General features: G+C 42.5%; 16 protein-coding genes and 3 rRNA genes. 2 read left to right on the top strand and 17 right to left on the bottom strand.

What is annotated here, in order from left to right:
* Positions 1 to 52: 52 nt before the first annotated feature.
* Entirely contained in the window at positions 53 to 1,375 is a 1,323-nt protein-coding gene (locus tag FR7_RS22255; RefSeq protein WP_007933942.1) for an MFS transporter, read from the bottom strand.
* Positions 1,376 to 1,641: 266 nt separating this feature from the next.
* Between FR7_RS22255 and FR7_RS22260 the strand changes: the two genes are divergently transcribed.
* Positions 1,642 to 3,573, top strand: a complete 1,932-nt coding sequence (locus FR7_RS22260) for a sigma-54-dependent Fis family transcriptional regulator (protein WP_007933943.1) — start codon at positions 1,642 to 1,644, stop codon at positions 3,571 to 3,573.
* A 120-nt stretch (positions 3,574 to 3,693) separates the two neighbouring features.
* On the opposite strand, the gene FR7_RS22265 is transcribed toward FR7_RS22260, so the two are convergent.
* The 11 genes from FR7_RS22265 to FR7_RS22315 form a co-directional block, all read right to left on the bottom strand.
* A complete protein-coding gene (locus FR7_RS22265; protein ID WP_007933944.1) occupies positions 3,694 to 4,146 on the bottom strand; it encodes an L-2-amino-thiazoline-4-carboxylic acid hydrolase in 453 nt (150 codons plus the stop codon).
* 45 nt (positions 4,147 to 4,191) lie between these two features.
* A complete protein-coding gene (hemL, locus tag FR7_RS22270; RefSeq protein ID WP_007933945.1) occupies positions 4,192 to 5,508 on the bottom strand; it encodes a glutamate-1-semialdehyde 2,1-aminomutase in 1,317 nt (438 codons plus the stop codon).
* A 37-nt stretch (positions 5,509 to 5,545) separates the two neighbouring features.
* Positions 5,546 to 6,520, bottom strand: a complete 975-nt coding sequence (gene hemB / locus FR7_RS22275) for a porphobilinogen synthase (RefSeq protein WP_007933946.1) — start codon at positions 6,518 to 6,520, stop codon at positions 5,546 to 5,548.
* A 2-nt stretch (positions 6,521 to 6,522) separates the two neighbouring features.
* Positions 6,523 to 8,043 carry a uroporphyrinogen-III C-methyltransferase gene (gene cobA, locus FR7_RS22280; protein ID WP_007933947.1) on the bottom strand — a complete coding sequence of 507 codons (1,521 nt, stop codon included), beginning with the start codon at positions 8,041 to 8,043 and terminating at the stop codon, positions 6,523 to 6,525.
* A gap of 75 nt (positions 8,044 to 8,118) precedes the next feature.
* Complete coding sequence (gene hemC / locus FR7_RS22285; RefSeq protein ID WP_007933948.1) at positions 8,119 to 9,051, bottom strand: hydroxymethylbilane synthase; 933 nt, start codon at positions 9,049 to 9,051, stop codon at positions 8,119 to 8,121.
* Positions 9,011 to 10,327: a glutamyl-tRNA reductase gene (hemA, locus tag FR7_RS22290; protein WP_007933949.1), complete on the bottom strand. Its 1,317-nt coding sequence runs from the start codon at positions 10,325 to 10,327 to the stop codon at positions 9,011 to 9,013. Before hemA ends, hemC begins: the two co-directional genes overlap by 41 nt.
* Entirely contained in the window at positions 10,296 to 10,958 is a 663-nt protein-coding gene (locus tag FR7_RS22295; RefSeq protein WP_017531444.1) for a precorrin-2 dehydrogenase/sirohydrochlorin ferrochelatase family protein, read from the bottom strand. The genes hemA and FR7_RS22295 overlap by 32 nt, the downstream gene beginning before the upstream one ends.
* Positions 10,959 to 11,191: 233 nt before the next feature.
* Positions 11,192 to 13,000 carry a penicillin-binding protein 2 gene (mrdA, locus tag FR7_RS22300; protein ID WP_007933951.1) on the bottom strand — a complete coding sequence of 603 codons (1,809 nt, stop codon included), beginning with the start codon at positions 12,998 to 13,000 and terminating at the stop codon, positions 11,192 to 11,194.
* 91 nt (positions 13,001 to 13,091) lie between these two features.
* On the bottom strand, positions 13,092 to 14,516 hold the full coding sequence (locus FR7_RS22305) for an LCP family protein (RefSeq protein WP_007933952.1): 1,425 nt from the start codon (positions 14,514 to 14,516) through the stop codon (positions 13,092 to 13,094).
* Between the two features lie 588 nt (positions 14,517 to 15,104).
* On the bottom strand, positions 15,105 to 16,211 hold the full coding sequence (locus FR7_RS22310; protein WP_007933953.1) for a glycosyl hydrolase family 18 protein: 1,107 nt from the start codon (positions 16,209 to 16,211) through the stop codon (positions 15,105 to 15,107).
* Positions 16,212 to 16,403: 192 nt separating this feature from the next.
* On the bottom strand, positions 16,404 to 17,657 hold the full coding sequence (locus FR7_RS22315) for a dicarboxylate/amino acid:cation symporter (RefSeq protein WP_007933954.1): 1,254 nt from the start codon (positions 17,655 to 17,657) through the stop codon (positions 16,404 to 16,406).
* A 369-nt stretch (positions 17,658 to 18,026) separates the two neighbouring features.
* Between FR7_RS22315 and FR7_RS22320 the strand changes: the two genes are divergently transcribed.
* A complete protein-coding gene (locus FR7_RS22320; protein ID WP_007933956.1) occupies positions 18,027 to 18,296 on the top strand; it encodes a hypothetical protein in 270 nt (89 codons plus the stop codon).
* A gap of 85 nt (positions 18,297 to 18,381) precedes the next feature.
* Here FR7_RS22320 and FR7_RS22325 read toward each other — a convergent pair whose 3' ends face one another.
* From FR7_RS22325 to FR7_RS22345, 5 genes are all read right to left on the bottom strand, one after another.
* Positions 18,382 to 19,017, bottom strand: coding sequence for an NUDIX hydrolase (locus tag FR7_RS22325; protein WP_007933958.1), 636 nt, complete (start codon positions 19,015 to 19,017; stop codon positions 18,382 to 18,384).
* Between the two features lie 84 nt (positions 19,018 to 19,101).
* Positions 19,102 to 20,130: an FAD:protein FMN transferase gene (locus tag FR7_RS22330; RefSeq protein WP_007933960.1), complete on the bottom strand. Its 1,029-nt coding sequence runs from the start codon at positions 20,128 to 20,130 to the stop codon at positions 19,102 to 19,104.
* Positions 20,131 to 20,554: 424 nt separating this feature from the next.
* Positions 20,555 to 20,671 (bottom strand): 5S ribosomal RNA (gene rrf / locus FR7_RS22335).
* Positions 20,672 to 20,767: 96 nt separating this feature from the next.
* A 23S ribosomal RNA gene (locus FR7_RS22340) occupies positions 20,768 to 23,700 on the bottom strand.
* A 423-nt stretch (positions 23,701 to 24,123) separates the two neighbouring features.
* Positions 24,124 to 25,681, bottom strand: a 16S ribosomal RNA gene (locus FR7_RS22345).
* The 16S, 23S and 5S rRNA genes sit together here, the layout of an rRNA operon.
* Positions 25,682 to 25,923: the final 242 nt, after the last annotated feature.

Here is a 25,923-nt window from a genome sequence, read left to right on the forward strand (position 1 = left end):
GTATTCTTTCTCCTTTACTTTCTATTTGATTTCTATATTTTAGAGTTATTTTTTACAATTCGTCTTTATCAATTTTTAATTCCACTCTATGAATATCGCCAACAATAAATAGATACGACATTGCTCCTAATAAACCCATAATGCCAACAAACACTAAAGCACCATTAAAAGATTGCGTTACCTTCAAAATATAGCCGATTGCCAACGGAGTCACAATACTTGCCAGATTTCCTACCATATTAAAAATTCCACCGCTGACTCCCATCATTTCTTTTGGCGATGTATCACCAACAACACACCATCCTAAAGCACCAACACCTTTAGAGAAAAAGGCCAGAGACATTACTGCAACAACCAGTACTGTTGAGTCTACATAATTGGCTAATATAATACTACTAGAGAAGACCAGACCAATAATAATTGGTGTTTTACGAGCTACTGTTAAGCTCTTGCCTCGGCGTAAAAGCCAATCTGACCAATAGCCACCAAGCACACCCCCTGCAAATCCTGCGATAGCAGGAATCGAGGCAACAATGCCTACCTTTAGCATCGACATGCCTTTTGCTTCAACAAGGTACGTTGGAAACCAGGTAAGAAAAAACCAGGTGATAGTATTCAAACAAAATTGTCCAAGATATACACCGATCATTTGTCTATTCTGTACCAAAGCCCGAACATAATTCCATTTGATGGGAGTCTTCTTATCACCAAGACTTGCCAACCCACCTCCAGCTTCAATATAATCCATTTCTGCCTGATTTACACCGGAATGGTTTTTAGGATCACGAATCACTTTAAACCAGAAGATCGAAATAACAATCCCCGCGGCGCCAGTCCAATAGAAAATATAGTGCCAACCAAATGCATGCAATGTCCAAGCCATCAAGGGCGTAAAAACGGCTAAGGCAAAATATTGAGCAGAATTAAAAATTGCTGATGCAAACCCACGCTCGTGAGTTGGGAACCACATTGCCGTAATTCTGGCATTTGCCGGGAAAGCTGGTGCTTCTGCAATCCCCATTAAAAATCTCAGTCCAAAAAGCATAGCAAAAGCACTGCCTGCAAAGAAACCAACAGTCCCTTGTAAAACCGTGAATAAAGACCAAAGGAATAATCCCGAACCATAAACAACACGAGCACCATACTTATCCAGAACCCAGCCACCTGGGATTTGCATGGCAGTATAAGACCAGCCAAAAGCCGAAAAAGCCATTCCCATGGTCACAGCATCAAACCCCAGTTCCTTTCTCATGGCAGATGCAGCAATGGAAAGGGTTGCACGGTCAACATAATTAAATGTGGTAACAATAAATAACATGGCAAGTATAAAATATCGGATATTAGTCTTTTTTTGAATCACTTGTTTATCATTCATTAACAAATTTCCCTCCTTTATTTTGCGGTATTGCCATCATTCTGATTATTTCTTATTTTAGCAATATTTCCGCTATTGCTTTTTATTATTGCAATAACCGTGCCAACTATAAAACGTAGAATTATCTGACTTTTATAATAATCCATCCACCACAATCGCATTATTGTATACACCAATCGTAGCATTAATTGCTACAATCGTTGTTGCGTTTTCCTTTTTGATGCATGTATAATAAAGAAGACATTTAATATAAAGGACTGAGAGCATTGTCCAAAATCGCCTTTATTGCCCCCGATAAACAATTATTTCTGCAAGGCAAGAAAATCATTCAGGAACTGGGCTTACATCACAAATTTGATCTCTATTTAGCAAGACTAAATAGAGGTATTAGAATTGCTAAAAAACTACAGAATGAAGATATTGATGTGATTGTCTGCCGCGGCGGCACCGCCCGGTTAATTATTGAGTCTCGAGTGAATATCCCCGTTGTTGAAATTCCCATTACGGGCCAAGACCTGGCTCAAGTTTTTCATGAGTCCAAAAAGTTAACAGGACTGCCTCACCCCAAGGTTGCCATATTGGCATTCAGCAATATGGTCCACGATATTGAAATACTATCAACCATTCTCGACATTGAGTTGACCATTTATCCTCTTAAAACGGTTGAGGATCTCCCTTCCAAAATAGCAGAAGTAGCAGTAACAGATGCTGACATCGTAGTAGGCGGTATAAAAACCATTCTTCTGGCTGCCAAGAAAGGATTAATGACCCACCTCATACGCTCCGGAGATTTTTCTATCCGAACGGCACTCCTTGAAGCCCAGAAAATTATGCTGGGCCGAAAAATCGAAAAAGAAAAAGCCCAAGAATTTAAAGCCTTAGTAGATTATTCATTAGAAGGCATTATCAGCATTAATAAGGACAAAGTCATCAAAGTATTCAACCCGACGGCAGAACGATTATTAAATCTCTCTGCCAAAGATATACTGGGGAAAAAAATAGACTCCATACTCACTTTTATCAATTTTGATACCTGTTTACTGGAAGGACAGCAATCCATCGGCCAAGTCGTTCAACTTGGTACCATATGGATTAGCTTTAACATCGCGCCTATCATCGTCGATCAATTGATCATTGGTGCAATCATCGCGTTCCAGGATGTCACCCGTATTCAGGAAATGGAGGCTAGAATCCGCAACGAGTTAATCACCAGAAAATTTATTGCCAGATATCACTTCACCGATCTATTAGGAGTCTCACCTCAGATGATTGAAAGTAAGCGAATTGCACAAGAAATGTCTTTAATTGACGCCACTGTATTAATTTCAGGGGAATCCGGCACAGGAAAAGAGTTATTTGCCCAAAGCATACACAACGAAAGCCAACGAAGACATGGACCATTTGTTGCCGTCAACTGTGCTGCCTTGCCGCAAAACTTACTTGAAAGCGAATTATTCGGTTATGTAGAAGGAGCATTTACGGGCGCAACCAAAAAAGGGAAACCAGGTTTATTTGAAATGGCCCATACAGGCACTATCTTTTTAGATGAAATATCAGAAATGGATAAATACGCGCAAAGCCGCCTGCTTCGTGTGCTGCAGGAAAAGCAGGTCATGCGTCTCGGGGATGACAAATACATACCCGTTGATATGAGGATTATTGCAGCTACTAATAAAAATTTAATGGAACTTATTAAAGAAGGACAATTTCGGCAAGATCTTTTTTATCGGCTTAAAGTACTAACCATGACGCTGCCTGCATTACGCAACAGAAAAAATGATATACAATATCTTGCACATCATTTCTTGGAATATTATAAAAGACGACATTTTAAACAGTTGGATATTTCTGATTCTGGATATGACTATCTATCCGGATATTCCTGGCCAGGGAATGTTCGGGAATTAAAGTATTTCATAGAAAGATTGGTGGTCATCGCCAGTGAAAAATGGATTACCGAAGAGGTTATAAAAAAATATTGGCATGACAGAGAAGAGGAAACAGAACTACCTGCCACAGCAAGCGATCTCCCCCCACTTGACAATGACCTTCTGCCGTCAGAAGACAAACGGATTACGGATGCATTAGCACAATGCCATTCCAATATAACCCGCGCGGCTAAATTGCTGGGAATGGATAGAAGCACACTTTATCGAAAATTGAAGGCTTATAAAATTGAAATCAAAAAATCTTATTAAAACAATAAGAACTTTTGAACCGCGAAGACGTGAAAAAAGAGCAGTGCCAAAACATTCGTTTTGGCACTGCTCTTTTACGAAGCATTATTCCCTTATCTCAGTATGGTTTCTAGAATAAAGTCATACTTCCGTAACGATAAAACGACACACCTTATCTCCGCTTGTCTTGCAAAGAGGCCTATCTAATCGGGCATTAAATCCCTTGTATAGCACATCATCAATCTCGCAGTAAATGGTGCCCAATTCTTGATCCCCTAGCTCCGTCCACATATCTTGCATTGGACAATAGGTAATGTCCTCAGGATGATCAGGATTCCTTTCCCAAGAGATTCCCGGCATATCCCTTACCTTCGTATACGTCTCTGAATTTATTTCTAATCCTCTTTCTGCCGCTTCTTCCTTCATTGAGACAAGCCTGGCTTTACCAAAATTATGTATGGCAGCCCTTATCGATTCTTTTCCTAATTCCGATCCCATTCTTTCGACCATTTCTTTAGCCATAAAATAATATAACTCTGCCATTAACTTAGCCATTCTTTCCACAGGTTCACCATCACTGCGAACTTTACTCATCTGCTAACCCCCTCGGCTACCAAAGCTTATTGTGTAAGCTCAACTTTATTTATTGTTTTTATGGTATTCTGCCACTTTAGCAAAAGCATAGCCGCTTGCTGCAATTGTTGCAGCAATATCTTCTTCCGAGTGAGCAGCAGACATAAATCCTGCTTCAAATTGAGACGGTGCCATATATACCCCTTGCTCTAACATCGCATGAAAGAAGGTATTGAATGCACCAATATCTGATTGTTTCGCACTCTCATAATCATATACAGGTTGGTCTGTGAAGAACATGCCAAACATGGCACCAAGCTGATGGTACTGCAATGTAAAACCATACTTCTCGCCTTGAGCACGGATTCCGGCACATAAAGTTTTGGTTTTCTCAGCTAACTTCTCATATAGTCCAGGTGTTTGCGATAAGAGGGTAAGAGTGGTAATCCCTGCTGTCATTGCCAACGGATTACCGCTTAGTGTACCTGCCTGATATACAGGGCCAGCAGGAGAAATAAGCTCCATAATATCCTGCCTGCCGCCATAAGCACCTACGGGCAAACCGCCGCCGATAATCTTTCCTAAGCAAGTCAAATCAGGCTTTATGCCGAACACTGACTGTGCTCCGCTGTAAGCCACACGAAAACCAGTCATAACCTCATCAAATATCAGCAAAGAACCATATCGCTGCGTAATTTCACGTACGGCTGCCAGGTATCCTTCCTGCGGCAGCACCATTCCCATGTTGCCGGCAACAGGTTCAATAATGACGGCAGCAATCTCTTCGCCATATTGAGAAAAGACCTCTGTCAGAGCTGATATATCATTATAATTTACGGAAATCGTTCCACCGGCAACAGCGTCAGATACACCAGGACTGTCAGGTACACCTAAGGTAGCCGCCCCTGACCCTGCCTTCACCAGCAGACTATCATGATGTCCATGATAACAGCCAATAAATTTAACAATTTTGCTGCGCTTGGTATATGCTCTTGCTAAACGCAATACACTCATGGTAGCCTCTGTTCCTGAATTCACCATGCGTATTAATTCCATAGAAGGGACGGCCTGCTGCACCAATTTAGCCAAGGTAGTCTCCAAAAGAGTAGGTGCTCCATAACTTGTTCCATTAGACACAGCTTGAGCTAAAGCTTCTACTACCGCAGGATGAGCATGACCTAAAATCATCGGACCCCATGATCCAACATAATCAATATATTGATTCGAATCAATATCATATAAGCGGCTGCCTGCAGCCCTCGCAATAAAAGGCGGCGTTCCGCCAACTCCTCGAAAGGAACGTACAGGACTATTAACGCCCCCTGGTATATACTGCTTTGCTTCATTAAATGCTTCAGTCGATTTATTTAAATGAAATGCCATGAGTAGACCTCCTAAAGGTGGTTTATTGTCTCTATTCTTATTCCTCTTTTAACCAGCGGGCAGCATCCATTGCATGATAGGTAATAATAATATCCGCTCCGGCCCGTTTCATGCTAACCAGTGTTTCCATCACTGTACGCTTTTCATCAATCCATCCTTGGGCTGCTGCAGCTTTAACCATAGAATATTCACCACTTACGTTATAAACTGCCAAAGGATAGTCAAAGCGATCCCTAACTTGACGAACAATGTCCAAATAAACCAAGGCCGGTTTCACCATAATAATATCTGCACCTTCTGCAATATCTAACTCGACCTCGCGCATGGCTTCCCTACTATTAGCCGGGTCCATTTGATAGCTTTTGCGATCACCAAATTGCGGTGCTGAATCAGCAGCGTCACGGAATGGTCCATAATAAGCAGATGCATATTTTACGGCATAGGACATAATGGACACATTGCTATAGCCACTTTCATTTAACGCAGTGCGAATAGCTAATATACGTCCATCCATCATATCCGAAGGCGCTATGATATCAGCGCCTGCCTGAGCCTGACTCACAGCGGTTTTTGCCAGTAATTCCAAGGTACTGTCATTATCAACCTCTTGGCCTTTCAGCAAACCGCAATGACCATGGCTGGTATACTCACACAGACACACATCACCAATCACTACGATGTCAGGTAATGCCGCCTTAATCAGACTCATTGCTTTTTGCACAGGACTATTCATATCCCAGGCACTTGATCCTTCTGCATCTTTATATTCAGGAAGACCGAAAATGATAACTGCCGGTATACCTAAGGAAAATGCCTCAGCGGCTTCCTTGACTGCCATATCGGGAGACAAATGAAAAACACCTGGCATAGAAGAAATTTCCCTGCGTATTTGATTTCCTGGCACCACAAACAAAGGATACACTAGATTACCAACCTCAAGAGTTGTTTCCCGAACTAACTGTCGTACTCCGGCAGAAACTCTAAGACGTCGCGGACGAAGTAAAGAACTCATTTTCAGGCCTCCTCATATAGCGTTTTAATGACTTCCATCATACCGTGAATCGTGTACTCCTCACCAATCACATCCGGAGTAATGCCATGTTCCAAGCACGTGCCGGCAGTGATCGGACCTATGCATGCAATCTTGGCATTTTTTAAGAGTTCCGCTCCCTGGTCCCCTAATAAATTCAATAAATTGGTTACTGTAGAGGAGCTGGTGAATGTAACAAGATCGATTTCTCCTGCTTTTAGCTTTTCCGATAGAATCTTACCATCCGTATCCCCAGTAAGAGTACGATAGACAGGAACGACATTTACCCTTGCTCCCATTTCCCCTAATTTTTCCGGTAAAAGATCTCTTGCTACCAACGCTCTCGGAATAAGCACTGACATACCTGGCTGAATCCTGCCCGTCATTGCAGCAACAATACCTTCAGCTCTAAATTCCAAAGGCACAATATCTGCTAAAATTCCATAATCTTTTAGCCTTGCTGCTGTTTGCGCACCAATGGCAGCAACCTGAACGCTGCCTAAAGCCCGACTGTCTTTCCTCATGCTATGTAAACGCTTAAAGAAATATTCAACACCATTTACACTGGTAAAAATCAGCCAATCATACGTCGCTAATTTTTCAATTGCTTCATCCAGTTCAGCATAGCTCTCTGGCGGAACCAGTTTGATGGCTGGTGCTTCTATACATTGAGCTCCCAAAGCTTCTAATTGACTTGTTAAGACACTGGCCTGCTCTCTTGCACGAGTGACCAATGCCGTTTTCCCAAACAGCAAACGTTGATCAAACCAGCCCAACTGTTCACGCAATTTTACAACTTCGCCGACAATAAAAATAGCTGGCGGCTTGATCCCTGCTTTTGCCACATCCTCAGCAGCGTTCCCTACCGTCGTGACTAAAACCCGCTGCTCAGGTTTCGTTCCCCAGCGAATCACTGCAGCAGGTGTATTTGCCGAACGGCCATGCTCAATCAGTTTGGATGTAATATGAGGAAGATTTTCTACTCCCATTAAAAATACTAAGGTATCCACCCCAGTAGATATATGTGACCATTTAATCGTTGATTCCGGCTTAGTAGGATCTTCATGTCCAGTGATTACCGCAAATGACGTCGCAATCCCTCGATGGGTGACAGGAATACCAGCATAAGCAGGTACTGAAATGGCTGAGGTTATCCCAGGTACAATTTCAAAAGAAATATGATTTTCTACTAAGGTTAGTGCTTCTTCACCGCCCCGCCCAAAGACGAAAGGATCTCCACCTTTCAGCCGCACTACGTTTTTCCCTTCTTTTGCTTTATCCACCAGCAGCTGATTAATATCTTCCTGACGCATCGTATGGTCACTGGAAGCCTTGCCTACATAAATAAGCTCCGCATCTTCTCTAGCTGTTGACAACAATCGATCATCTGCTAATCGATCATATACAATCGTATCTGCCTGCTGTATATATTCAAGGGCCTTTACACTGATAAGCTTATAGTCACCAGGACCAGCCCCTACTAAATAAACAATTCCTTGCCTCATTATTTTCTCCTCCTGTTAGAACGCAATTTATATTCTAGATGATAGCGAAGAACATCTCACGTTCTTTTTGAACCATTAATGATTTACTTCCAGTTCTTGCAGAATCTCTCGTCCACCCTCGGCGAGCATCCGTTGTGCTAAATCACGACCAAGCTTCTTGCCATCCTGGGCATTCCCTTTAATGGCCTGTCGAATCTGACGCGCTCCATCCACTGACAAGATAGCCGCTTCTAACGTTAATACCTCTTGTTCTATTCTCCCGAACACACCAATGGGAATCTGGCAGCCGCCTTCTACTTCAGCCAAATACGCCCGTTCTGCTTCTACAGCCCAGCGAGTCTCCTGATGATTTAAAAAAGCAAGCATCTTTAATACTTCTGCATCATTACTGCGCGCCTCAATAGCCAAAGCCCCTTGTCCCACTGCTGGCAAACAAATATCCTGGGGCAATACTTGAGTAATTTTCTCTTGCCAGCCCAAACGCTTTAAACCAGCAACGGCTAAGATAATCCCATCAAACTCGCCATTCTCTAATTTTTTTAGTCTGGTATCCAGGTTTCCCCGCAGATCACCAATCTTAAGATCTGACCGATATTTAAGCAACTGTGCCTTTCGCCTTAAACTTGAAGTCCCGACCCTGGCCCCTTTTGGTAACTTGTCAACGGTGCCATAGTTAGGGCTGATAAAAGCATCCCCAGCGTCCACACGCTCAGTAATAGCAGCCAGCAGCAATCCCTCTGGCAGCTCGGTTGGCATATCCTTTAAGCTGTGCACGGCCAAATCGATTTGCCCATTTAGCATTGCCGTTTCTAATTCTTTGGTGAATAAACCCTTACCGCCAATTTTAGCCAAAGGTACATCTAAAATTTTATCACCTGTAGTTACAATATGAAGTAGCTCTACATCCACATCAGGATACTGAGCTCTTATACAGTCAGCAATATGATTTGCCTGCCATAGAGCCAGCTTACTGCCCCGCGTACCGATAGTAATTTTTTTTCTTTTCACGATGTCTGCCCTCTCCTATTGTATCAAGTTTAAACAAATCCAGTATTGCATCTAAATAGAACTGTTCTTTATGTGTACAGGCTCCCTCATTAATGCAAACCATAGGATCTCTTAACATTTTACGTATAATCATCTTCGACATATTTTCCACGGCCTTACGTTCATCTGCTGTAATATCAGGCAATTTTGTCAGTGCTCTCTTCAGCTCCCGCTGACGAATTTTTTCTGCCTTATCTGTCAAACGTGCCATAACAGGACGAAGTGATAAATAACGGAATTTAATCATCAATTCCTCTAACTCTTTTTTAATAATTTCTTCAGCCAATTCTGCTTCCTGTTCTCTTAAACGAACATTGGACTCCACAACCGCTTCCAAATCATCAATGTTATATAAACGTACTCCCGCGATAGCAGATACCTCAGGCTCCACATCCCGGGGTACAGCAATGTCAATAATAATAATAGGACGTCCTTGACGCTTGGGCATTAAATGAGCCACATCCCAGGCACGTATCACGTAATGAGGAGCACCGGTAGAAGTAATAATAATATCAGCATCCACAGCACTTTTCATAAAACTTTCAAAGGGTACGGCTACTCCGCGAAATTGTTCAGCCAACTCTACCGCTCTTTCGTATTTACGATTAGAAACGATTACTGTTTTGACACCATTTCCTACTAAATGCTTTGCTGTAAGTTCGCCCATTTGTCCCGCCCCCAGCAATAGCACATTGGAAGCAGATAAATTACCAAATACGTTCTTAGCTAACTCTACAGCAGCATAGCTGACAGACACTGCGCTATGAGCGATTCGGGTTTCACTGCGAACCTTCTTACCCACAGCAATGGCTCTGTTAAATAACGTATTGAGTACTGTACTTGTAGTGCCAACGTCCCTGGCTACTGAATACGCCTTTTTTACCTGACTTAAAATTTGACCTTCCCCTATAATAAGAGAATCAAGACTTGCCGATACCCGGAATAAATGTTCAATACAATCTTCTTCAACATAAAAAAAGAAGTCTTCCATATCAAGAATGCTTTCGGATATTCGCTGCAAAAACTGCTGCATTACCGGAAATCCATCTTCCGCATCATCTACTACAGCATACATCTCTGTACGATTACAGGTAGACAGTAATACACATTCGCTGATTTCTTCATATTCATGAAGATGATTCAATGCCGTTTTGATCTTATCCTCAGAAAAAGTAAAACATTCCCGCACATCTACCGATGCCGTCTTATGATTGAGTCCTAGTACAACCAATTGCATTTTTAATCTTAGCCTCCGCCTCTTTTATCTTACCTTCCTTAAGCAAGATAATTACTTCCTGATCCAAGGTCCTTCGCCAAAAGGATTCTCTTTCTTTTGCTGTCGAAAGCTGCTCTTTTATCTGCTCTCGTGCTTTAGCCACCAACTCAAGATAGATTCCATATTCCGGTCCATAACGCTCTGCTAATTCCTCACGTAATTTTTTTGCCAACGCTGGGCTTTTACCACCTGTAGAAATCGTAAGCAGCAAATCTCCATGAGAAATTTGGGATGGCACACTAAAATTGCCAAGCTCAGGTGCATCCGTCACGTTTACAAGAGCACCTGCACCCATACCTTCCTCAGCAGCCCATTTATTTACTGACTTATTATCGGTAGCACAAATTACCATAAAAAAACCATTAACATCCCCCTGCCGGTAAGACCGAGCAATATGAATAATACTCTTGTCCTCTACTAAGGAAGCCAGCTGCTTCGTAAGGGCAGGGCTGACTACCGTAACCATTCCGCCAGCAGCCAAAAGCGCTCCAACCTTACGCTGGGCCACACTCCCGCCGCCAACAACCATACAGGGGCGACCACTAATTTGTAAGTTTATCGGATAACAGGGCACATTTTTCACATCCTTCATATTTTAGCATATTTCGGACTAAAAATGTAATATTCCTCTATTAGAAAGTACAAAGATTCACTTTTAATTTTTAACTCTATGCCGGTCCTTTAAAATCAATAAAAAATAACCGAACCACAGAGGCACAGAGAGCACAGAGAAAAAATTATAGAAAAACAACGCTTTGCGTCTTAAAATCATAGCTATTTTTGAATAAATACTTCTCTGTGCCCTCTGTGTTTAACGTTCTCCTTTTAAGCGCCACCTGAATCCGATTTTTCTTTCGCGCCGAAATATGCCTCTACTATCTTTCGCACAACAGGCGCTGCAGCAGTAGAACCCTCACCGCCTTCCTCTACTAGTACAGCTATTGCAATTTCAGGATTTTGGGCCGGTGCATAGCATGCAAACCAAGAATGAACGGTACCAGTACCTGTTTCCGCTGAGCCGCTTTTTCCAGCCACCGTTGGAGTAACTCCCTGAAAGACTCCTACTCCTGTCCCCTTGGTCGTGACAGCAACTAAGCCACTCTTAATGATGTCCCATGTTTCTGTCTTTAAATAAATCCTATGAACCACTTCCGGCTGGTAGCTTCTAACCATCGCTCCATTGTCATCTACGATTTTTTCCACTAACATCGGTCGATAGATTACTCCATCATTGGCAACTGCCATTAGTAATAGTGCCTGCTGCAGGGGCGTTGTTAGATAATAACCCTGCCCAATCGCAGCAATGATCGTCTCTCCAGGATACCATGGCTGCTCATAATTCTTTTGCTTCCATCCTTCTGTGGGCACTAATCCTTCTTCTTCCCCTTGCAGCAAAATACCACTTTTCTTTCCTAAACCAAAGGTTAATGCATAACTGGCTAAATTATCAATCCCCATACGGCGGCCTAGTTCATAAAAAACAGGATCACTTGACCATGCTATAGCATCAACAATCGTAAGCTTTCCTAACCCTTCCGTCTTCCAGCCGTAAAATTTCCATCCCCCTAGGATATAGAATCCTTTATCCTCAAACACTTCCTCTTTCGTAACATATCCCATATCCAAGGCTGCAGCTGTTGTAATAATTTTAAAAACAGAACCTGGTGGATAGGTACTTTGTATTCCTTTATTCGTAAGAGGATGATCAGGATGATTGATCAAATCCCCCCAGTTTTTACTGCTAATGCCACTGGCAAATAAATTAGGATCAAAGGCTGGAGAGCTAACCATTGCCAAAACACCTCCTGTATGAACATCTAAAACGATGGCGCTCCCTCCTTTAGCAGGCTGCCCCATATTACGGCTTATTTCAATCTGCTGCATCAGAGCTTCTTGTGCAGCTTTCTGTAAATTTCCATCCAGGGTCAAAATTAATCCCTTCCCTGATACAGCCTTCTTCTCACCAATCCTTTGCACTTCTTCTCCAAAGGCATTCACTTCTACTTGTAACCCACCATCGATCCCCCGTAATACATCCTCCCATTCCAACTCCAAACCATCCTTTCCTATAAAATCTGTAGGTCTATATCCTTGTGCCTTGCGCTTAGCATATTGTTCCTCGTTTATGCTGCCCAGAAATCCCAGCACATGAGCTGCTAAATCCTTATATATGTAATGCCTTACAGGCACGGCGCTAATGACAACCCCAGCTAAAGTATCCTTTCTTTCTAAAATCTTGGCTTGCAATACAGGATCAATATCTCGCTTCACGATGATCGGAATATAAGGTGATTCTTCCCCATCCTTTAGCATTTTTTCAATAGTCTCAGGTAAAATACCAATCATATTGGCTAATGCCGTTGTCTTTGCAGAATCATAACTATATTCTGCTGGAATAATAGCAACAGCAAAACTAGGACGATTGGTAACAAGTAAAGCCCCATTACGATCATACATATTCCCGCGCGGGGCTTGCTCTGTAATTTGGTGTATGCGATTTTCTTCTGCTACTTTCTTATATTGTGGACCACGTATTAACTGCATCCAGGCCAAACGCAATATTAAAAGACCAACCACTGCCACAATGACCCATACCATAATATTCATTCTGCGAGACTTTTCTGTAATCCACATAGGTTAACTCCTTTTTTATCAATTGATTTTCGTATAACATAGTATCCCGCAAAACAAAAAAAATAGCCCTAATGGGCTACTTTATGAAACATTACTTACCTGTATAATCTTTACCAACTACAACCACTGCATCAATCGTCTTACCTTCATCTTTTGTAACCTGCAATGAATATTTAAATGGCAGCGAACTTAATCTATTAACAACTCTACTATCTGTAGTGTTAGAAATAACCACTGTATTCTTATACGCATTTGCTGTATTCGTTACACCTGCTACTTCAAATCCGCGGTTACGAAGGATCTCGGCAATTCTATCACCTGCATCCGCCATGCCGCTGGCATTGACCACTTCCACGCTTACTTTATCAGAATTGGCTTTCTTACTAACGGACTTGCCTTTATCTGATGAAGTATCAGTTTTGTCACTTTTATCAGTTTTATCATCTTTTTTTGATTTATCCGAAGTCGTTTTTTTCTCTGGAACTACATTTTTAGTTACCTTCGGTGTTTCAACTACTTTCATTTCTTTTGGAATGGAAGTCTCATATTCACTTACATCTCGCTGTGTCGCAGCAACATATTTCTCTTCCATGGCTACACCAAGAGTTTGAGCTACGTGCTTGCGAAGAGCCATTACATCAGGCAGCCAATAACTTATCTCATCAATAAATGCTGGTTTCCCTGGTACCATGTCTGTTCTTAGCCCATTTTTCGATGCATCATTCAAGGTTTTAGCAAGATTAAGCATTTCCGTGGTAGACATATCACTATTTACCACACTATTTACTTCTCGGACAATAGCAGGTATCTTAGTAATAACAGATGGACTGGCGACTTCCTTCATCAATGCTTGCAAAAACTTTTGCTGACGCTCAACTCGGCCAATATCGCCATCTTCATCACGATAACGTACATATTGAATCGCCATATCACCATCCATACGTTGGACACCTGGCCGTAAATCAATTACGAAAGGACCATGATCTTCCCCATTATCATCATAAGGGTCCGAATAGTACATCCTTTTTTCCACATCAATGGTTACACCGCCGACAGCATCAATAATCTTTTTAAACCCTGCAATATTAATTGTAATATAATGATCTAATTTTATTCCTAACAAACCTTCGACAGCCTGCTGCGTTAATTTATGACCGCCATAGGCATAAGCATGGTTAATCTTATCCCAACCATGTCCTGGAATTTTCACCCTCGTATCTCGAGGAATAGAGAGCATTGCAACATCTTTCGTATTTGTGTCAATGGTAACAACAAATAACGTATCCGAACGCCCGGTATCATCACTACGTTCATCAACACCCATAACCATTATGTTAATTTTATTTTGAGGAGTTACAATGCTCCCCTTTTCTTTACTTTGTTCAATGCCTCCGCTAAACCAAACATAGGACGCGCCAGCTACTGCTAATACTGCTAATAAAATACCTAGGACAGCAATAACGGATCTTCCCTTACCACGCCTCTGTTCAGCCAATCTTTTCTCCAGTCCTGCCATAGTGCGCAACTCCCTTCTATTACCTGGAAATATTCTCATATACCAAGTATTAAATTCAAAAACTGCAGATAAAAAATCAATAAACAAGCCTCCGCATGGGAGGCTTGCTTTTAAGTATAACAAAATGTAACATAAAAGGTCAAGATTTTTATGTTTGACACCTCATGGATATAACATAAAAATCCCAATATAAAGAAGGAAGCTTAGACAATTTCATCAGTTAAATGTAGCCTGAGAGCCTATTCAGCGGGATTTTCTCGAGTAGATACAACCAGTAATCCAAAACCCCTTGGAAAAAGATTCATAGAAGATCATTTATTAGATCACCTGATCTTTTTCGGTTAAAGCTGTGATTTTATATGGCTTATCTCTATATTTCAAAATATCCTTTGTAACCAGTTTTCTTAGACCCATTTTATCTGCATCTTATATTCTCTCCATAATCCACCTGAATACATCTTTATTGTCTAATTAAAAATAGTAAAGTTACTTATTTACTATAATATTCTTTTTACGATATCCTTGCAACTACTTCGGTTTAATACGCAGAAAAAAATATCTGTCGAATCATGCTCGACAGATATTTTTTTATTTCTTAGGAAATTTACTATCAATTAATGACCAAACCTCTGGCTGCTCTTGACCTAGTCGCCATAGTGCAATACCAGCAGGATTGTATTTTGCGATAATATCCAATTTAGCGGCTATGCTTTTATCATTTTCAAACCAAACTTCATGATCTTTGTAAGTAAAGTGAGGCGCCTGCACTGTCTCATCATACATAATTTTAGCATCATGCTGTTCGGCCCGTACGATCGCGTCTACATAGGTTATGGTTTCCCCTTCCTTACCAACCCAATCATAACCGTATAAACCAACACCAATAATTACTTTGTGTGGTCCACCACAATTATCAATCGCATATTTAATATTTTTCTCATACCAATCAATTGGTGCAATAGGACCTGCATTAGAGGTGGACCAATGATTGTCATAGGTCATAATCTGCAGGAAATCAGCATTTTTTGCCAGTTCAGGATAATTATAAGCTCCTGATACATCCTCCGCTACGTCAACTTGCGGAAATACGGATATGATTACTGTTTTATTTAGGCCCTGCATTTTTGGATATAACTCTGCCATAAAACTAGTTAAATTATCCCGCTGAGCTGGCGGTAATAATTCAAAGTCAATGTTAATACCATCATACTGCTTTTCCTGAACTAGTTTTACAATATTATCGATGGCTTTACTGCGAACCTCTGGATTACCTAATAATTCTTCGGTAGAACCAGTCTTATTGGTAATCAAAGGGTACATTTTCAGTTTTAGATCTCTAGCAGTATCATATACCAGCTGGCTGTCTTTTGCTTCAACAGTGCCATCCTTGGTTGCCTTATACCAAAATGGACCAACACCTGTCATACTTTTAGCAAAGCTTTTCATACTTGGAAAAGAACCTGTTTTATCCGGTGTTCCTGGCCAAGGATTTTCATAATAGCCAATGATCATTCTCGGTGGCATCATAATATTCCCTGTTCCATTAACCCCAGGATTATCTGTAGAATCCGGCATACCTGGCAGTGGTTTAGGTGCTGGACTATTACTACACCCACCTGCAAGTCCGACTACCATTATCACAAAACATAGCAGTACAATACTAGTTAAAATCTTTGAATAACGCAATATTGTCACCCTTTCCTAATGCTATACTAAGTACAGTTAAAAAAACAGCTTATATAAATTTCATTCTGCTTTTTTCCTGCCTTACTCATAGTATTGGCAAGAGCAGTTTTCTTATTCAAAAAAATATTAACACCAACTCATAATTATAAAAAAAGAGACAGTGCCAAGTAGGCACCATCTCATTTCTGCTTTTAGAATGAGTTAATCATCATAATTTTTAGTATAAGCGACTTGCAACACTTCATCTGGCAATTCATTTTCCCAGCGTGCTACTACTACAGCAGCTACACAGTTACCAATCAAATTACAGGCTGTACGAGCCATATCCAAGATACGATCAACGCCCAGAATGATACCAATGCCTTCTACCGGTAGACCAAAAGCCGCTGCAGTACCGGCAATAACGATGAGGGATGCACCTGGAACTGCTGCAATTCCTTTGGTTGACATCATTAATGTAACTAACATCAACAGTTGTGTAGAAAGAGGAAAATCAATCTGATACACTTGCGCAATAAAGATAACTGCTAATGCACTATATAATGTGGAACCATCCAGATTAAAGGTATAGCCTGTTGGCAATACAAAGGTAACAATGTGCTTTGGCACACCAAATTTTTCTAATTTTTCCATTGCAATTGGCAGCGCTGCCTCGCTGGATGCAGTGGAAAACGCAATGAGAATCGGTTCTTTAATAGCTCGTAATAATTGAAAGAAATTCATCCGAATAATTACAGAAGCACAAGCTAACAATAGCGTAATAAATAACACTAAAGCAAAATACAACGACCCAATTAACTTAGCCAACGGAATCAGCATTCCAAGACCAAATTTTCCTACAGTGAAAGCAATCAAAGCAAAAACACCGATGGGAGCTAATTTCATTACATACCAAGTAAACTTGAACATAATTTCAGCAACGCTGATAGCTAATGTAACCGCGGGTTTACCTTTTTCTCCCATGGAAGCTGCTGCTACGCCGAAGAAAGTAGAGAATAAGATGATTTGCAGCATATCACCGCGCCCCATAGCATCTATCACATTGGTAGGCACAATATTAACCAGCATTTGCGTCATATCAATGGTCTTCGTTGCGGCTGCTGCAGCAGAACTGACATCCGCCCCTGTTGCAATCGCGACACCTGCACCTGGCTGGAAAATATTCGCTACAGCCAGCCCGACAAAGAGAGCTAGCGTTGTAGCGACTTCAAACCAAATAATTGCCTTTGCACCTAAACGACCTAGCTTTTTAAAGTCACCAGTACCTGCAATACCCATAATTAATGAACTGAAAATCAAAGGTACTACAATCATTTTAATCATGCGAATAAAAGTGTCACCAACGGGCTTTAATGCTTGTCCATAGGCAGGGAAAATGTAGCCGAAAACAACACCAAGTATAAGAGCAATAAAAATTTGAGTTGTAAGTCCTATTCCTTTTTTATTTTTCTCCACGAATGTATCCTCCTCCAAAGTAAAATCGCCTAAAGGTCTCTTCCAGATATACATCTTTTAAAACTATTTTAGTATATCAGCTGTGCTTATAAAAAGATACCCTAATTGCTATATATTCAGTCTTTTCTGCACAATATAAACCAAACAAATTCTGTCAATTTTTATAATACGATATAATTTCTGTTCTTAAGAGTTGTCCTAATAAAAACTCAGAATTTTGCAAATAAGCTAGACACGGTGAGATCATTGCACTATAAAGCCAAAGAACCCTGTTTTCTAGGCAAAAATCCATTATACATTTTCTATACTGAAATGATATAATACTTGCAACTACATTTTATTCAAGTAGTAAAGGGAGTGTGTTGATAATTGAAAAAAGATCTTATTCAAGCCATGCCTCCACTTGACGGTCATGCTGTAAAAACGCTGGAAGATGCTCTTAGTAAATCCCCTAGCAAAATCATTCGTTTAGAGATTAATAACACCATTTATCAGCTTTCCCGGGAAGGTCATTGGTTTAAAATTTCACTGCTTACCAAGAAACTTACAGTAAAGCGATCAACTATTTTCCAAACTCTAACTGAAATTTACAATCAAATCATCCACGGTCAGAATTGGCGTATTGCTACCAATCATTAGACTATACGACTATATCTTGTTATAGGCAGGATAAGCTACTATTTACTTAATTTAAAAATAATCCCTCTTTACAGAGGGATTTTTATTATTTATCATCAATGGTCTTATAAATCTCTAGAAATCCCTGCAAAACTTGGGCAGTCAAACCCCAAACCACATGCTTTTTATACTTATAAAATGAAACCTGGTACGTTTTACGTGCCCGCCATTCTTCAGAGTACCCAGTAACCAGGGAAAAAGGGAAATCTGCTAAAGGTCTCGTTCCCATTTCCATGTGGGCAACAATCGGTTTATGAGCAAGCAAAAAACGTAAAGGTATGGTAAATACTTCTGCAACTTCATCCTGGCTAGGTTCAATCGGATGAAGAGGCGAGAGATAGCCTACGTAAGGATGCAATTTTACTCCTATAGGGCTTATGATTTCGTCTAATGCTCCTAGAATTTTTATTTCAGCAGCTGCTAAAGAAAGTTCTTCCTGGGTTTCCCGTACAGCAGCAGCTAAAGCTGATCCATCTTCCTTTTCAATACGACCTCCTGGAAAGCAAATCTCTCCAGGCTGCCAGGATAATTGTGTAGAACGTACTTCAAATAATACAGCCAATTCACCATCCTGGACGATAAGAGGCACCAGCACCGCTGCAGAAAAGAACTCATTATAACCAGCTTTACTTTCTACATTAACAGCTAACGCTTTTGATATTTCTCTACATAAATCATCCATTACTAGTCCTCTCCCATCCAATCAGCATTTTTTCACTTTACTCAGCAACCTATCTCTTTATGCCGACAAAAAAGTAATCATTCGTTATTTTTTATCTGCATCGGAAGATATCTCTATCTTTCCCTCAAGACCGGGAGTAATAATAATCTTACCATCCAAAGTAACAATCACAGCTTCATTGCCGGGAAATTGTTTTAACAGTTCTAACCCTTTTTCTACTCCTAGAACAAAAATAGGTTTACTCAAAACATCTCCATAGGTGGAACTAGAATTAACCATCGTCACACTTGATACTTCCCTTGGCTGCCATCCTGTTCGCGGATCTAGAATATGTGAATATCGTATACCATCCTTCATCATAAACCGCTGATAATCTCCTGATGTCTCCATCGTATCCCATTCCGTCAAAGCCAGCTTAGCACTAATGCCATCTGGATCTCGAGGATGCTGTATACCAATCCTCCATGGTTTACCATCAGGCTTATTACCAATAACCCGTACATCCCCGCCAGCATTTACTAGAGCAGATGTTATTCCTTTTGCTTTTAGTAGTTCAACAGCCTGATCGGTAGCATATCCCTTGGCAATGGCACCTAAATCAAGCATCATGCCCGCCTTTGGCAAATATATCGTATTAGCAGCCGTATCTACCTCAACCAAATGATAATTGACCAATGGCAAAACCTCATCAATTTCAGCCTGACTTGGTACATACTCGCCCTTATGACCAATTCCCCATAATTTCGTAAGGGGACCAACGGTGATATCAAAAGAACCGCCAAGCTTATCCGATACATCCTGAGAGAACTTAATAATTTTTACCAATTCAGGATCAACAACAACTTTTCCCTTACCTGCCATTTGATTAATTCTCGAAACTTGACTATTATCATCAAAATTATTCGTTAAAGCATGCAAATGCTGGAACTCAGCGAAAGCGGCCTTCACTGCCTCTTCTGCTCCTGGACCATAAGCAGTAATTTCAACAATTGTGTCCATAAGAAATTGTGTTTCCTTATAGACATTAGACGAGTTTGTCTTGCCAAAGCATCCTGAAATAAATAACGCTGTAATAACAATAATAACCATAATTAATGATAACCTTTTATTCACTAATCCACCTTCCTGTCATTCACATTTATCCTTATATTCAATGTTCAATAAGCTATTATTTGTATCCTAATCTACAAGTATGATTAACCCGTAATCTATATTATAATACAATTCTTTATGTTCTTATGGAAAACCTTCAATACTCTTCAAAAGGACACGAAGGTGTGCCGCAGCAGAGGCATTATGCCTCTGTATTCATCATTACTTATATGTTTTACACGTCCTTTAAAAAATAAAACCTTTTGAACCACAATATCTCTTCGCGTCATTTGTCATTGCGAGCACAGCGAAGCAATCTCGTAACAAGTAGGGGATTGCTTCGCTGTGCTCGCAATGACAAATTGATAATACTTCATTCTCTAAAACTTGTAAACTCTAATATAGTAAAAAGCACCCATTTTCATGAGTGCTTTTTACTTTCCTTAACCAGCAACTACCTATCCTCCCAGGACGTTTCCATCCAAGTACTTTCGGCGTATAAGGGCTTAACTGCTGTGTTCGGTATGGGAACAGGTGGAACCCCTTAGCTATCGCCACTGGATTAAAGTTTTTAGAAGTACATATAAATATGTTCCTTCAAAACTTCACAGAAGAAAGACTGCATGTTAGTTGTTAGCAGCATGCTGCTAACTAAATTTAAGTCAAGCCCTCGTCCTATTAGTACCAGTCAGCTGAATCCATTGCTGGACTTACACACCTGGCCTATCAACCTTGTCATCTACAAGGGGACTTACTAGCTTACGCTATGAGAGATCTCATCTTAAGGCTGGTTTCACGCTTAGATGCTTTCAGCGTTTATCCTTTCCGAACGTAGCTACCCAGCTGTACTCCTGGCGGAATAACTGGTACACCATTGGTTCGTCCACTCCGGTCCTCTCGTACTAGGAGCAGCTCCCTTCAAATCTCTTGCGCCCGCGATGGATAGGGACCGAACTGTCTCACGACGTTCTGAACCCAGCTCACGTACCACTTTAATGGGCGAACAGCCCAACCCTTGGGACCTACTACAGCCCCAGGATGTGATGAGCCGACATCGAGGTGCCAAACCTCCCCGTCGATATGGACTCTTGGGAGAGATTAGCCTGTTATCCCCAGGGTAGCTTTTATCCGTTGAGCGATGGCCCTTCCACGCGGTACCACCGGATCACTAAGTCCGACTTTCGTCCCTGCTCGACCTGTACGTCTCGCAGTCAAGCTCCCTTCTGCCTTTGCACTCTGCGCGCGATTTCCAACCGCGCTGAGGGAACCTTTGAGCGCCTCCGTTACATTTTCGGAGGCGACCGCCCCAGTCAAACTGCCCACCTGACACTGTCCTTAGTATCGTTACTACTAAAGTTAGAATTCCAGTAAATAAAGGGTGGTATCCCAACAACGACTCCACACATACTAGCGTACATGTCTCGCAGTCTCCCACCTATCCTGTACATCATTTACCAAAATTCAATGTCAGGCTACAGTAAAGCTCCATGGGGTCTTTCTGTCCAGTCGCGGGTAACCTGCATCTTCACAGGTATTTCAATTTCACCGGGTCCCTCGTTGAGACAGTGCCCAAGTCGTTACACCTTTCGTGCGGGTCGGAACTTACCCGACAAGGAATTTCGCTACCTTAGGACCGTTATAGTTACGGCCGCCGTTTACTGGGGCTTCAGTTCACACCTTCGAATTGCTTCTAAGCACTCCCCTTAACCTTCCAGCACCGGGCAGGTGTCAGCACCTATACGTCAGCTTTCGCTTTAGCAGGCACCTGTGTTTGTGGTAAACAGTCGCTTGGGCCTCTTTTCTGCGACCTCCTTTAGCTCATACCGCTAGGGTAATCACCTAAAGAGGCTCCCCTTCTCCCGAAGTTACGGGGACATTTTGCCGAGTTCCTTAACGAGGGTTTTCCCGCGCACCTTAGGATTCTCTCCCCGCCTACCTGTGTCGGTTTGCGGTACGGGCACCCACAGCCTCGCTAGAAGCTTTTCTTGACAGCATGGGATCAGTAAGTTCATCAACCTTACGGTCAACTCCCCGTCACTCCTCAGGCTTAACGTTTAGCGGATTTGCCTGCTAAACACCCTACAAGCTTAGACGCGTTTCTTCCATTCACGCGATTACTTACCCTTCTGTGTCACTCCATCACTCAAACGGATGGGGGTGGTACTGGAATGTTTGCCAGTTGTCCATCGCCTACGCATTTACGCCTCGGCTTAGGCCCCGACTTACCCTGAGACGACGAGCGTTGCTCAGGAAACCTTAGGCTTTCGGTGGACAAGATTCTCACTTGTCTTTTCGCTACTCATACCGGCATTCTCACTTCTATATACTCCACAGCTCCTTACGGTACTGCTTCGATGCGTATAGAACGCTCCCCTACCACTTGTATCTTACGATACAAATCCATAGCTTCGGTTCCGTACTTTAGCCCCGGACATCTTCGGCGCAAAACCTCTCGACCAGTGAGCTATTACGCACTCTTTAAATGGTGGCTGCTTCTAAGCCAACATCCTGGTTGTTTCTGAAGTTCCACATCCTTTGCCACTTAGTACGGCATTGGGGACCTTAGCTGATGGTCTGGGCTGTTTCCCTCTTGACTACGGATCTTATCATTCGCAGTCTGACTCCCAAGGTCCGAGTACAGCCATTCGCAGTTTGACAGAGTTCGGTAACCTATAAGGCCCCTAGCCCAATCAGAGCTCTACCGTCTGTACTTATTTCTTGAGGCTAGCCCTAAAGCTATTTCGGGGAGAACCAGCTATCTCCGCGTTCGATTGGCATTTCACCCCTATCCACAACTCATCCCAAAACTTTTCAACGTTCACGGGTTCGGTCCTCCACGCAATTTTACCTGCGCTTCAACCTGGCCATGGATAGATCACTGCGGTTTCGGGTCTACAACAACTAACTAATCGCCCTATTAAGACTCGCTTTCGCTGCGGCTCCACATTTTCTGCTTAACCTCGCTAGTTACTGTAACTCGCCGGTTCATTCTTCAATAGGCACGCCGTCGACCACATAAGGGTCTTCGACTGCTTGTAGACATACGGTTTCAGGTTCTTTTTCACTCCCCTCCCGGGGTGCTTTTCACCTTTCCCTCACGGTACTATACGCTATCGGTCGCCAAGGAGTATTTTGCCTTGGAGGGTGGTCCCCCCTGCTTCCCACAAGGTTTCACGTGTCTCGTGGTACTCTGGATCTCAGCCATCTTGCTCTGCTTTTCGTCTACGGGACTGTTACCCCCTATGGTCTACCTTTCCAGGTAGTTCGACTAAGCCTGACTTGAATTATGCTGGTCCTCAACCCCGAATCAGTAAACTGAATCGGTTTGGGCTCTTCCCCGTTCGCTCGCCGCTACTTAGGGAATCTCGCTTGATTACTTTTCCTCTGGGTACTTAGATGTTTCAGTTCCCCAGGTGCCCTCCTCATGGTCTCAGCCATGGGTAACAATGCATTACCATTGTTGGGTTTCCCCATTCGGATATTCACGGATCAATACCTGCTTGCGATTCCCCGTGACTTTTCGGAGCTTACCCCGTCCTTCTTCGGCTCTTGGCGCCAAGGCATCCACCGTATGCCCTTTGTAACTTGACTTATAAGTTACTCGATTGTCAATAACCTATCATTTGCGTTGTTGTCGCTGTGGGCATTCATGTCGACGTACAAGTAAGTACGACTCCATTCATGTCCTCGCTCCGCCTAGCAGCTGACAGCTTCTTGCCAATCTGTGGCTTTTGTATATCAATCACATTTAGAAAACATAAAATGATATACGTTAAAACTAAATTAATCCTAACATGCTCGGTAATCACCCTAATATTGCTATTAGAATTATTACGTTGCTTTCTTCTGTGCAGTTTTCAAAGAACATCAAAGGTACTACATTGCACATTACTAAAATTACTTTTAGCAACATGGGATGTATTCCCTCAAAACTAAGCAATGTAAGTAAAAGTGAACAACCAGATGTGTCGACCTTGGATATGAAAGAGTATTTCATCCTTCAAATCTCCATAGAAAGGAGGTGATCCAGCCGCACCTTCCGATACGGCTACCTTGTTACGACTTCACCCCAATCACTGATCTCACCTTCGACGGCTGGTTCCATTGCTGGTTACCTCACCGGCTTCGGGTGCTCTCAACTTTCGTGGTGTGACGGGCGGTGTGTACAAGGCCCGGGAACGTATTCACCGCAGCATGCTGATCTGCGATTACTAGCGATTCCGACTTCATGCAGGCGAGTTGCAGCCTGCAATCCGAACTGAGAGCTTGTTTTTGGGTTTGGCTTCACCTCGCGGCTTCGCTACCCTCTATTTAAGCCCATTGTAGTACGTGTGTAGCCCAAGACATAAGGGGCATGATGACTTGACGTCATCCCCACCTTCCTCCGTGTTATCCACGGCAGTCTCCCATGAGTTCCCACCTTTACGTGCTGGCAACATAGGATAAGGGTTGCGCTCGTTGCGGGACTTAACCCAACATCTCACGACACGAGCTGACGACAGCCATGCACCACCTGTCTATCTGTCTTCCGAAGAAGAACTTCCTATCTCTAGGATCATCAGACGATGTCAAGCCTTGGTAAGGTTCTTCGCGTTGCGTCGAATTAAACCACATACTCCACCGCTTGTGCGGGCCCCCGTCAATTCCTTTGAGTTTCAACCTTGCGGCCGTACTCCCCAGGCGGGGTACTTATTGCGTTAACTCCGGCACTGGAGGGGTCGATACCCCCAACACCTAGTACCCATCGTTTACGGCCAGGATTACCGGGGTATCTAATCCCGTTCACTACCCTGGCTTTCGCGCCTCAGTGTCAGACACAGTCCAGAAAGTCGCCTTCGCCACTGGTGTTCCTCCTAATATCTACGCATTTCACCGCTACACTAGGAATTCCACTTTCCTCTCCTGCACTCAAGAATAACAGTATCCAATGCTTCACGGGGTTAAGCCCCGAACTTTAACATCAGACTGATTATCCCACCTGCGCGCGCTTTACGCCCAATAATTCCGGACAACGCTTGCCACCTACGTATTACCGCGGCTGCTGGCACGTAGTTAGCCGTGGCTTTCTTGTCAGGTACCGTCATTATGAACCATTATTTACAATCCACACATTCGTCCCTGAAAACAGAGTTTTACGATCCGAAAACCTTCTTCACTCACGCGGCGTTGCTCCGTCAGACTTTCGTCCATTGCGGAAGATTCCCCACTGCTGCCTCCCGTAGGAGTCTGGGCCGTGTCTCAGTCCCAGTGTGGCCGTTCATCCTCTCAGACCGGCTACTGATCGTCGCCTTGGTGAGCCATTACCTCACCAACTAGCTAATCAGACGCAGACCCATCTTCTAGTGATAGCTTATAAATAGAGGCCACCTTTAGTATCTTAAGTATGCACTCAAAATACAACATTCGGTATTAGCACCACTTTCGCAGTGTTGTCCCCAGCTAGAAGGTAGGTTGTCTACGCGTTACTCACCCGTTCGCCACTAAAATTCCATTGCTGAAATCTCCGTTCGACTTGCATGTGTTAGGCACGCCGCCAGCGTTCGTCCTGAGCCAGGATCAAACTCTCCATAAAAGTTATATTATGAAGAACCTTGATGGCTCTTTAAAAAACTTGTTTGTGTTGCTCTCACTTTCGCAGAACAACTTTGTTTTGCACTCGAAAAACGAGTACCGCACATCTGGCTTATTTTAACCTTACTTACATTGTTTAGTTTTCAAGGAACATCATTCGATCATTTATTCATGATCGTTCCGCCGTTTAGCGCGGATCTTTATGTTAACATGAAAGGTTACTTTCTGTCAACACTTTTCTTT

The sequence above is a fragment of the Pelosinus fermentans DSM 17108 genome, from assembly GCF_000271485.2.
Classification (GTDB): domain Bacteria; phylum Bacillota; class Negativicutes; order DSM-13327; family DSM-13327; genus Pelosinus; species Pelosinus fermentans.

Bases quoted from the DNA above. Each gene is read 5' to 3' on its own strand.
- FR7_RS22295 (WP_017531444.1), bottom strand. From the start codon at position 10,958: ATGAAGGATGTGAAAAATGTGCCCTGTTATCCGATAAACTTACAAATT.
- FR7_RS22305 (WP_007933952.1), bottom strand. From the start codon at position 14,516: ATGGCAGGACTGGAGAAAAGATTGGCTGAACAGAGGCGTGGTAAGGGA.
- FR7_RS22255 (WP_007933942.1), bottom strand. From the start codon at position 1,375: ATGAATGATAAACAAGTGATTCAAAAAAAGACTAATATCCGATATTTT.
- hemA (WP_007933949.1), bottom strand. From the start codon at position 10,327: ATGCAATTGGTTGTACTAGGACTCAATCATAAGACGGCATCGGTAGAT.
- FR7_RS22325 (WP_007933958.1), bottom strand. From the start codon at position 19,017: ATGGATGATTTATGTAGAGAAATATCAAAAGCGTTAGCTGTTAATGTA.
- hemL (WP_007933945.1), bottom strand. From the start codon at position 5,508: ATGGCATTTCATTTAAATAAATCGACTGAAGCATTTAATGAAGCAAAG.
- mrdA (WP_007933951.1), bottom strand. From the start codon at position 13,000: ATGTGGATTACAGAAAAGTCTCGCAGAATGAATATTATGGTATGGGTC.
- hemB (WP_007933946.1), bottom strand. From the start codon at position 6,520: ATGAGTTCTTTACTTCGTCCGCGACGTCTTAGAGTTTCTGCCGGAGTA.
- FR7_RS22265 (WP_007933944.1), bottom strand. From the start codon at position 4,146: ATGAGTAAAGTTCGCAGTGATGGTGAACCTGTGGAAAGAATGGCTAAG.
- cobA (WP_007933947.1), bottom strand. From the start codon at position 8,043: ATGAGGCAAGGAATTGTTTATTTAGTAGGGGCTGGTCCTGGTGACTAT.